The organism is Fusibacter sp. (assembly GCF_057447755.1).
Map to the genome: position 1 here is coordinate 1 of NZ_JBVBZF010000224.1, position 5884 is coordinate 5884.

Annotated in this window: 6 protein-coding genes; 3 read left to right on the plus strand and 3 right to left on the minus strand. The window is 42.0% G+C overall.

Annotated features, from left to right (window positions below; all coding sequences use genetic code 11):
* Positions 1–164 (plus strand): alpha/beta hydrolase (locus AC220I_RS17005; protein ID WP_486725064.1); only part of this gene is annotated, 164 nt, incomplete at its 5' end.
* A gap of 271 nt (positions 165–435) precedes the next feature.
* On the opposite strand, the gene lysA is transcribed toward AC220I_RS17005, so the two are convergent.
* Positions 436–1740 (minus strand): diaminopimelate decarboxylase, encoded by a 1305-nt coding sequence (gene lysA / locus AC220I_RS17010; protein ID WP_486725059.1) that lies wholly within the window; start codon positions 1738–1740, stop codon positions 436–438.
* A gap of 197 nt (positions 1741–1937) precedes the next feature.
* On the opposite strand from lysA, the gene AC220I_RS17015 reads away from it, so the two are divergent.
* A complete protein-coding gene (locus AC220I_RS17015) occupies positions 1938–3833 on the plus strand; it encodes a sigma-54 interaction domain-containing protein (RefSeq protein ID WP_486725060.1) in 1896 nt (631 codons plus the stop codon).
* On the opposite strand, the gene AC220I_RS17020 is transcribed toward AC220I_RS17015, so the two are convergent.
* Positions 3794–4330 (minus strand): DUF1836 domain-containing protein, encoded by a 537-nt coding sequence (locus tag AC220I_RS17020; protein WP_486725061.1) that lies wholly within the window; start codon positions 4328–4330, stop codon positions 3794–3796. The two genes, AC220I_RS17015 and AC220I_RS17020, sit on opposite strands and share 40 nt — an antisense overlap.
* A gap of 176 nt (positions 4331–4506) precedes the next feature.
* Here AC220I_RS17020 and trhA point away from each other — a divergent pair, with 176 nt between their 5' ends.
* Positions 4507–5160, plus strand: a complete 654-nt coding sequence (gene trhA, locus AC220I_RS17025) for a PAQR family membrane homeostasis protein TrhA (RefSeq protein WP_486725062.1) — start codon at positions 4507–4509, stop codon at positions 5158–5160.
* Positions 5161–5244: 84 nt separating this feature from the next.
* On the opposite strand, the gene AC220I_RS17030 is transcribed toward trhA, so the two are convergent.
* Positions 5245–5884 (minus strand): AI-2E family transporter (locus AC220I_RS17030; RefSeq protein WP_486725063.1); only part of this gene is annotated, 640 nt, incomplete at its 5' end.

Here is a 5884-nt window from a genome sequence, read left to right on the forward strand (position 1 = left end):
ATACATTTTATCATGAAATAGAAGGTGGCAATCATGCACAGTTTGGCGATTACGGTTTTCAAAAAGGTGATCAGGTTGCGGATATTGACCAACAAACACAGCAAGAGGAAGCCCTTGAAGCGAGCTTGGAATTTTTAAGAGGCATTTCTGACACGGATAAATAATAAGGTAAATTTGACAAATTAAATCAAATAAGAAAAGCTAAATAAAATACGAAAAGCTAAATCAAGTACGAAAAACTAAATCAAGTACGAAAAATAACCCTGTGGTCTATGATCTTTGAATTAATTCAGAATCATAAATCGCAGGGTTTTATGTTGATATTAGGTTTTATGTTGATATTAGGTTTTATGTTGATATTAGGTTTTATGTTGATATGAGTGTTCTATTTACAATATGCAATCTTTAGGGGGATAACCAAATTTTAATCTCTATCTATTTTAAATGGTCTGGAATGACATCTTGTCTAACGAGGTCTTCATAGGTCTCTCTCTTGACGATCTCATAGGCATTTTCACCTGAAACCAAGACAACAGCTGGGATTAAGTGTTTATTATAGTGGGATGCCATGGAGTAGTTATAGGCACCTGTACTGAAGACTGCAACAATGTCACCGGATTCTGCGCTTGGAAGTGGCAGATTTTCCACGAGAATATCTCCTGTCTCACAGCATTTACCACAGAGGGTCACTTCGCCAGTGGTTGCCTCTAGAGGTCTGTTGGCAAGAAGCGCATTATATTTTGCCTGATAAAGGGCAGGTCTGATATTATCGGTCATACCCCCATCCACAGCTACATAGGTTCTGATGTCTTTGATTTCTTTGACAGCACCCACAGTGTATAGTGTCGTTCCCGCTTCACCGATGATAAATCTACCGGGCTCAATACAGATTTTAGGTCGGACTAGACCCTGTGTCTGGCAATATTGATCAATGGTATCCACAATGGCATCTGTGAAATAGCCGATACTTTGTGGTGCACAGGTATCTGTGTACTTGATTCCAAAGCCACCACCTGTGTTGAGCTCAAGGATATCATAATTGTAATCCGCTTTAACGCGCTTGATAAGGTCTAGGGCTACCATAGTCGCTTTCACATGAGAGGTGTGGTCGAAAATTTGGGAACCAACATGGAAATGGAAACCTAAAAAATTTAAAAAAGGTGCATCTATTGCCGCTTTCACTGCAGGCATGATGACGAAGTCGTCTAGTGAGACCCCAAATTTAGAATCCTTCTTTCCTGTGGCAATATAGTCATGTGTTGAGCTGTTTACGCCTGGTGTAATCCTAAAGAGAATGTTCATTTCAGTTTGATGTTTTTGAGCGATAGAAGCCAGAAGCTCAAGTTCGTGTGTATTGTCCACCACGATTCTGCCAACCTTGTTGACCACAGCCATTTCGAGTTCAGAAGCAGATTTGTTGTTACCGTGGAAAATAATGCGAGACATAGGGAAGTTGGCATTCATGGCTGTATAGAGCTCGCCGCCTGATACAACGTCCATATAAAAACCCTCTTGGTCCACAAGTTTAACGAAAGCTGTGGTCAAGAACGCCTTGCTGGCATAAGCTGCAATTGTGTTGGGATGCTTTTCAAGGAATTGGCTTCTGATTTCGCCGAATTTTTCTCGGATTGTCGTTTCAGACAAGACATAGAGCGGTGTTTTATAAGTTTGAGCGAGCTTAAGTGCGTCACAGCCTTCTATAAATAAGGTTTGATTTTTAATTGAAATGTGTTGATGCATATTACCCTCCAGAAATTTGACTTAATTAATTACATCATAGTCTGTGTAATCTAACTTTGTATTATATAAATGCAAGATAGATGCCAAAATAAAACAACTGTGATAGAGGGCGTGATTTTTTGATTAAAAAAGGTTGAATGAAAGTCTCGGATTCAATATAATGTAATCAAATGAAGAGTCCGAGAAAGAGGAAAGCCATGAGACAAGATTTGACTATGAAAATTTTGGATGAGATTGATGAAGGCATCATCTACCTAAACGACCAAAAAGAAATCGTCTTTTTTAATGACAAAGCCAAGGCAATCACTGGAATAACCCTAAAGAGTGAACGTCACCACCCTGCTGGCAGATTAGAAAAGGGCGACATCGTCATCTTGATGACCAACCGATTTGGCCTTGATGACGGGCCGCTCAATCAAGAAGCACTCGAAAAAATTCAATGCCAAATACCGGAACTTACAAAGGAAGAAGCCCTCATTGCAGTGGGGATTTACGACAATCCTCAAATCAAGGGCATTCATAAGGTGTGGGGACAGTCCGAATTGTTGGACTTATTAGACCTGAAAGTCAGATTTCTCGGAAATCAAATTCACTGCAGTATTGATCAAAATGAGAAGATCATGTCCATCACGGTTAATGCAGATACCTTTGAGCAGAATTATGCAAAGGCGTATGGTCATATGGTTATTATCAATGGTGAGACGGGCCAGGTGAAATTCTTTCAAGACAAGGGATACACCATTCGCAAGGAGAGTATTTTGGAAATCTTGGAGGGAGGGTCCTTCCGTTCAAAGGGCAATCTGGAAAACGGGATAGAGGTTGAAGGCATGCTCTTGTCAAAGCTGTTTGAATCAGATCCCTTATTTTCAGCGCTGGAGCGTATCTATGAGGATCGGGATGGCCTAAGACAGGAAACCTCATCCAACTCTTTTTTCCTAGACATAAACCTAAGACCTATGTATTGCAGGATAAGCCCTATTTTTGAGGGTGGCGGCCTTGAAGGTGCGCTTATCAAACTTAGAGATTTATCAGAAATGAGTGGGCTACTAACAGAGCGGAACGAAATCCTCAAAAGCATCGAAGCCTTAAGCGCCCAGTCAAATCTTTCAACAGACCAGGAAGCCCTTGAGAAATTCAGTGCCTTTATCGGTAACAGCAACGCCATCAGAAGTGTAAAGTATCTGGCCAATCGTGCCACTGAAATAAAATCAAACGTCCTGATTACTGGAGAGAGCGGGACTGGTAAAACCTATTTGGCGCGTTTGATACACGAACATAGTGGCCTTAAAGGGGCCTTTGTTGAGGTCAACTGTGCGGCAATTCCCCAAAGCCTGTTTGAAAGTGAGCTCTTTGGTTATGAAAGTGGGGCCTTTACAGGTGCAGACCGAAGAGGGAAAAAGGGCTATTTTGAGATGGCGGACCAAGGAACCTTATTTTTAGATGAAATTGGTGAAATCCCTCTAGAAATTCAAGTAAAGCTCTTGCAGGTCTTACAGAGTAAAAGCTATTACAAGGTAGGTGCCAGTGTGGCTTCCAGTGCCAACGTCAGGGTCATCACCGCAACCAACCGCTCCTTGTTTGAGGCCGTTAAGCAGGGTAAGTTCAGAGAGGACCTCTATTATCGCATCAACGTTTTTCCGATTCATATGCCATCTTTGGCGGCAAGGCGAGAAGACCTCTACATGATCATCAACGACTTGATGAAGAAGATTTGTCAGCGACTCGAAATAGAAGAAAAGCCCCTTTCAGGTGAAGCCTTCAGTCGATTGCTCAACCATTCTTGGCAGGGCAACATCAGAGAGCTTGAAAATGTACTGGAGCGAGCAATCGCTGTAAGTAAGAGTAATATCATCTACCCTGAGCATATCAGCATGATCCAGCCTGACCAAAGGGAAGCCCTCTTTGCTTATGAGGGGATGAATTTAAAAGAGCGCCTTGAAGCCCACGAAATTCAAATTATTCGTGAAACCTTAAAGCACTCTGGTAGTAATAAAGAAGCCATGGCCTTGCTTGGATTATCCAAGTCGACCTTCTATGATAAGCTTAAAAAATATCATTTGGAAGCAGAATCTGATATTGAATTTGACAATTGATCCAGTAGTTTTTCAGCGATGCCCTTTTTAATTGAGGCTTCAAGGGTCAAGGCGACAATCTGGGAAACAAGGGGCTCTAGGCTGTCCTTGTCCTCTGCCGACTCATGATTTGGGTCTGGATAGGTGTCCTTTATGTTCTTTAATATGGTATCTTCAATCGCTTTGAAGCGTCCATATGGGGATGCATCAAGGGTGTGAAGGGCCTTTATGAGTGCCTGAGTATCTTGGATTGACAGCACTTGCTTAAAGGCGTAGACCATAGCCAGATCCATAAGGGCCTCTTTGGAATACTTTTTCTTAATAGGCGGCGATATCACATCAGCCTTCACATAATTGTTGATCATGGTCTTGGTAAAGATGGGTTCTTTAGCCGTGCGTTTATTGGCCCCAATCTGGGACTCGAAGAATTCAAGAACTTGATCCATATAGAGTTGAATATCGGGAATATCTTCGCTCTTAATGGTTTGAATGTTCATCACATCAGGTTTTGTTTGCATCAGTTCACCTCAATGATTATATTTAACAACAGTATAACATAAAAAAAACTTGAAATATAGAATACAACGTGATAATATATCGATATAATCAAACGTAGTAATCAATACTACATACAAAAGTGGGTATGCGTTACTTGCTATGTTTAGACTTTAATTATGAACTTAAGGAGGCTCATATGAGAGAACCTATCAATACATTGACTCATCTCTTGGGCATTATCATGTCGTTTGTTGGACTTGTGGTGATGATTATCAATGCAGCTATGAAACACAACGTGGTTTACCTTGTCGGTGGCATTATATTTGGAATGAGTATGATTGCACTTTACAGTGCTTCTACAATATATCATTGGTTTAATGGGAAAAAGGAAATTATTTTGAGACTGCGCAAGCTAGACCATGCCATGATCTTTGTCTTAATCGCAGGCACCTATACCCCAATTTGCTTGACGGCACTTAAAGGCACCCTGGGGACTTCCTTGCTCATCGCGGTTTGGGCCCTGGCGATTGTTGGAATCGTCATGAAGGTCTTGTTCATTCACATGCCGCGATGGCTGTCTGCAGGAATGTACCTCTTCCTTGGCTGGATCAGCATCCTCTTTATCTATCCACTCTTCAAGGCCCTGCCCTTTAACGGTTTTATGTGGCTAGTCTTAGGCGGAATCTTCTACACTGTGGGTTCAATCTTCTACGCCACTAAGTCAGAAAAGATTAAGATTGGCAAGTTTGGTTTTCATGAAATTTTCCACTTGTTCATCTTGGCAGGAACCTTTGCACACTTCGTCCTGATCAACAATTACATTATGATCGACATGCCAAAACCTTTTTAAATAGGCTTGGTGGTCACGAACGCGATACTCAAATGAAAACCCCTTCACCTGATTTCAATTAAGAAATTAGAGGAAGGGGTTATTTTAATGTGCAAGCGCTCGCTTTTCAATAAACTTTACGATGAGAATTTTGACAATGGCTCCAAGTGGAATTGCCAGTAGGATACCCAGTAAGCCGCCAAAACCGCCACCAATGGAGATGGAGAGGATAATCCAAATGGGCTTGAGGCCGATGTAATTTCCCATGACCTTTGGTCCGACGATACTGCCGTCCACCTGTTGCAGGATTACGATAAAGACAGCTACCCAGAGGGCTTTCACAGGGTCGTACATAAAGGTCGTCAAAATGGCTGGTACCGCACCGATGAAGGGACCAAAATAGGGAATTACGTTTGTGAGACAGATGATGAAGCCAAGAACGATGGCATATTTGACACCCATAAGGCTGAGGCCAAGGAAGGCCAAAATGCCGATGATGATTGCTTCAACGATTAACCCCGTAAGGAAGTGGGAGAAGACATTGTTCACATCCCCTAAAAAATTGAAAAAAGGAGTGGCCCTATCCTTGGGGATAAAGGCATGTGTCAACTGGGTGAAGTTCTTCTTTAGGGTTTCTTTGTCTGCTAGCATATAGATGGATATGATGATGCCCAGTATGATGTTGAAGAAAACCATGGCAAAGCCAAGGAGGCCTTCGATGATGTTGGTGAGGAGCATGTTGCTG

Coding starts and splice junctions, on each gene's coding strand:
- lysA (WP_486725059.1), bottom strand. CDS start 1,740: ATGCATCAACACATTTCAATTAAAAATCAAACCTTATTTATAGAAGGC.
- AC220I_RS17015 (WP_486725060.1), top strand. CDS start 1,938: ATGAGACAAGATTTGACTATGAAAATTTTGGATGAGATTGATGAAGGC.
- AC220I_RS17020 (WP_486725061.1), bottom strand. CDS start 4,330: ATGCAAACAAAACCTGATGTGATGAACATTCAAACCATTAAGAGCGAA.
- trhA (WP_486725062.1), top strand. CDS start 4,507: ATGAGAGAACCTATCAATACATTGACTCATCTCTTGGGCATTATCATG.